Source organism: Coprococcus sp. AM14-16, assembly GCF_003434675.1.
Classification (GTDB): domain Bacteria; phylum Bacillota; class Clostridia; order Lachnospirales; family Lachnospiraceae; genus Coprococcus; species Coprococcus aceti.
Map to the genome: position 1 here is coordinate 1,124,801 of NZ_QTLL01000001.1, position 3,247 is coordinate 1,128,047.

1 tRNA gene and 1 rRNA gene are annotated in these 3,247 nt (G+C 49.3%); both read right to left on the reverse strand.

Features of this window, described 5'->3' with window-relative positions:
- Positions 1-2: 2 nt before the first annotated feature.
- Positions 3-73: transfer RNA gene (locus tag DW159_RS05025), tRNA-Trp, on the reverse strand.
- 122 nt (positions 74-195) lie between these two features.
- A 23S ribosomal RNA gene (locus tag DW159_RS05030) occupies positions 196-3,076 on the reverse strand.
- Between the last annotated feature and the right edge of the window lie 171 nt (positions 3,077-3,247).

A 3,247-nucleotide genomic window follows, 5' to 3' on the forward strand; every position in this document is an offset into this window, starting at 1 on the left:
AGCAGGGGATGAGAGAATCGAACTCCCACCAAAAGTTTTGGAGACTCCTATCATACCATTTGACCAATCCCCTATATACAGAAAAAATTTAACACCTGCTGCAGCGTTAAATTTTCCCGGTACTTTTTTATTCTGTACCTTCAGAATTTCACACAGAAAGAGGTATCTTCTAAAGCTTATCTCTTAGAAACCTCTAAGGATAAGTCCTCGACCTATTAGTACTTCTCAGCTGAGTGCGTTACCGCACTTACACACAAAGCCTATCAACCTTGTAGTCTTCAAGGGGTCTTACTCCGAAGATGGGATATCTTATCTTGAGGGGGGCTTCACGCTTAGATGCCTTCAGCGTTTATCCCTGCCAAACTTGGCTACTCTGCCATGCCTTTGGTAAAACAACAGATACACCAGAGGTTTGTCCATCCCGGTCCTCTCGTACTAAGGACAGCTCCTCTCAAATATCCTACGCCCACGCCGGATAGGGACCGAACTGTCTCACGACGTTCTGAACCCAGCTCGCGTACCGCTTTAATGGGCGAACAGCCCAACCCTTGGAACCTGCTACAGCTCCAGGATGCGATGAGCCGACATCGAGGTGCCAAACCACTCCGTCGATGTGAACTCTTGGGAGTGATAAGCCTGTTATCCCCAGGGTAGCTTTTATCCGTTGAGCGATGGCAATCCCACTTTATACCACCGGATCACTAAGTCCTACTTTCGTATCTGCTCCACCCGTCGGTGTCGCAGTCAAGCTCCCTTCTGCCTTTGCACTCTTCGAACGGTTTCCAACCGTTCTGAGGGAACCTTTGAGCGCCTCCGATACTCTTTCGGAGGCGACCGCCCCAGTCAAACTCCCCGTCAGACATTGTCCCCCAGCCGGGTTACGGCTGCAGGTTAGAAACCCAGTACTGTAAGGGTGGTATCCCAAGGTTGGCTCCATGGCAACTGGCGTCACCATTTCCTAGCCTCCCACCTATCCTGTACAGACAGTACCGAATCCCAGTATCAAACTGGAGTAAAGCTCCATGGGGTCTTTCCGTCCTGGCGCAGGTAACCAGCATCTTCACTGGTATTTCAATTTCACCGGGTGTGTTGTTGAGACAGTGCCCAAATCATTACGCCTTTCGTGCGGGTCGGAACTTACCCGACAAGGAATTTCGCTACCTTAGGACCGTTATAGTTACGGCCGCCGTTTACTGGGGCTTAAATTCAAAGCTTCGATTGCTCTAACCTCTCCTCTTAACCTTCCAGCACCGGGCAGGCGTCAGCCCATATACCTCACCTTTCGGTTTTGCATAGACCTGTGTTTTTGCTAAACAGTTGCTTGGGCCATTTCTCTGCGGCCACATCTCTGTGGCACTCCTTCTCCCGAAGTTACGGAGTCATTTTGCCGAGTTCCTTAACAACACTTCTCCCGCCGGCCTTAGGATTCTCTCCTCATCCACCTGTGTCGGTTTACGGTACGGGTACTTATGAAACAATAGCGGCTTTTCTTGGCAGCTGGCTCACACGCTTCTCTACTAATGTTCGATCCACATAACGCTTTACATTTTTCATGCGGTTTTGCCTGCATGACTGCTATACGCTTGTACCGGCTTTTCCATTTCCGGCTCGTGCTCTCCTTCTGCGTCCCCACAGTTCTGTTCATAAGCAGTACAGGAATTTCAACCTGTTATCCATCGACTACGGCTCTCGCCCTCGCCTTAGGCCCCGACTTACCCAGGGAAGATCAGCTTTACCCTGGAAACCTTAGATATTCGGCCTTTAAGATTCTCACTTAAATCTCGCTACTCATTCCGGCATTCTCTCTTCTTAACTCTCCACTGCTCCTTACAGTACAGCTTCGTCGACTTAAGAATGCTCCTCTACCATCCTTTCGGATCCACAGCTTCGGTGTCGTGTTTTAGCCCCGGACATTTTCGGCGCAGGACCTCTCGACTAGTGAGCTATTACGCACTCTTTGAATGTATGGCTGCTTCTGAGCCAACATCCTAGTTGTCTTCGAAATCCCACATCCTTTACCACTTAACACGCACTTTGGGACCTTAGCTGGTGGTCTGGGCTCTTTCCCTTTTGACTACCCAACTTATCTCGTGCAGTCTGACTCCCGTACATCATCTACGCGGCATTCGGAGTTTGATAATCTTCGGTAAGCTTTGACGCCCCCTAGGATATTCAGTGCTCTACCTCCGCAAGACTAATACGAGGCTAGCCCTAAAGCTATTTCGAGGAGAACCAGCTATCTCCGGGTTCGATTGGAATTTCTCCCCTACCCACACCTCATCGCCACCCTTTTCAACGGATGTGCGTTCGGTCCTCCATCGCCTTTTACGGCGACTTCAACCTGGACATGGGTAGATCACCCGGTTTCGGGTCTTCTTGTACTGACTTATGCGTGCTATTAACACTTGCTTTCACTTCGGCTCCGCACCTTAAGTGCTTAACCTTGCCGGTACAAGAAACTCGCCGGACCGTTCTACAAAAAGTACGCGGTCCTACCTTAACGTAGTTCCACAGCTTGTAAACACAGGGTTTCAGGTTCTCTTTCACTCCCCTCCCGGGGTCCTTTTCACCTTTCCTTCACAGTACTATGCGCTATCGGTCACTGAGTAGTATTTAGCCTTGGAGGGTGGTCCCTCCGCCTTCCCACAAGGTTTCTCGTGTCTCGTGGTACTCCGGATACTGCTAGGCGTGTTTTCAATTTCGCATACGAGGCTTTCACTCTCTTTGGCGGGACTTCCCAGACCCTTCTGCTATCGATCACACTGCCATGTTGCAGTCCATACCCCGGAGTGCACGCACTCCGGTTTGGGCTCTTCCGCTTTCGCTCGCCGCTACTAACAGAATCGATGTTTCTTTCTCTTCCTCTCCCTACTTAGATGTTTCAGTTCAGGAGGTTCCCGACCTATACCTATGTATTCAGTATAGGACGACTGAGGTTTGCTCAGCCAGGTTTCCCCATTCAGAAATCTGCGGTTCATTGAATATTTGCTTCTTGCCGCAGCTTATCGCAGCTTATCACGTCTTTCATCGGCTCTCAGTGCCAAGGCATCCACCCTGCGCTCTTTCTAACTTAACCTTACAACACACGTAGCTTGATGTGTTGTGGTCTCTTTAAAAATTGCTTTAGATATTTGTCTACTTATCTTTTGGTTTTGTACCTCAATCTACTTTGCAATTTTGGCTTTGTAAGTGTTTCGCACTTACTAACCTAAAATCTGCTCCGCAGATTTTGGTAATAGATGTCTTG